This window comes from Streptomyces canarius (genome assembly GCF_014650735.1).
Lineage (GTDB): Bacteria > Actinomycetota > Actinomycetes > Streptomycetales > Streptomycetaceae > Streptomyces > Streptomyces olivaceoviridis.
The window spans coordinates 1-902 of sequence record NZ_BMVN01000202.1 but is presented as its reverse complement, the minus strand read 5'-3'; the positions used below and the strand labels follow the sequence as shown (position 1 = coordinate 902).

The 902-nt window shown below is 68.2% G+C and carries 1 protein-coding gene; it reads right to left on the bottom strand.

Annotated elements, in window-relative coordinates:
* The coding region (locus tag IE294_RS46875) for a ribonucleoside-diphosphate reductase subunit alpha (protein ID WP_189895407.1) at positions 1 to 902 on the bottom strand (902 nt) is incomplete at both ends.

Below are 902 nucleotides of genomic sequence, written 5' to 3'. Positions count from 1 at the left end.
GCGGTGCGGGTCTTCTCCCAGGCGGGCAGGGGGCCGTTGCGTTCGGCGAGGTCGGTGGAGGTCTCGTAGGCGGCGAGCATGATCCGCTCGGCGATCCGCGTCGACAGAGCCTTGGCTTCCGCCGAGTCGAAGGGCAGACGGAGTTTGAAGAAGACGTCCTGTAGGCCCATCGCGCCGAGGCCGACCGGGCGCCATTTGGCGTTGGAGCGGCCTGCCTGCTCGGTGGGGTAGAAGTTGATGTCGACCACGCGGTCCAGGAAGGTCACGGCGGTGCGGACGGTTTCGTCCAGCCGCTCCCAGTCGATGTCCCCATTGTGGACGAACGCGCCGAGGTTGATCGAGCCCAGGTTGCAGACGGCGGTTTCGCCGTCGTTGGTGACCTCCAGGATCTCGGTGCACAGGTTGGAGGAGTGGACGACGTTGCCGGGTTCGGCGGTCTGGTTGGCGGTGCGGTTGGCGGCGTCCTTGAAGGTCATCCAGCCGTTGCCGGTCTGGGCCAGGGTGCGCATCATCCGGCCGTACAGGTCGCGGGCCGCGATGGTCTTCTTCGCCAGGCCCGCCGCTTCGGCCTTGCGGTAGGCGGTGTCGAAGTCCTCGCCCCACAGGTCGACCAGCTCGGGCACGTCGGCCGGGGAGAACAGCGACCACTGCCCGTCGGCGTTGACCCGGCGCATGAACTCGTCCGGGATCCAGTGCGCGAGGTTGAGGTTGTGGGTGCGGCGGGCGTCCTCACCGGTGTTGTCCCGCAGCTCCAGGAACTCCACGATGTCCGAGTGCCAGGTCTCCAGGTAGACCGCTGCCGCGCCCTTGCGCCGGCCGCCCTGGTTCACCGCTGCCACGGAGGCGTCCAGCGTCTTCAGGAACGGCACGATCCCGTTGGAGTGCCCGTTCGTCCCCCGGAT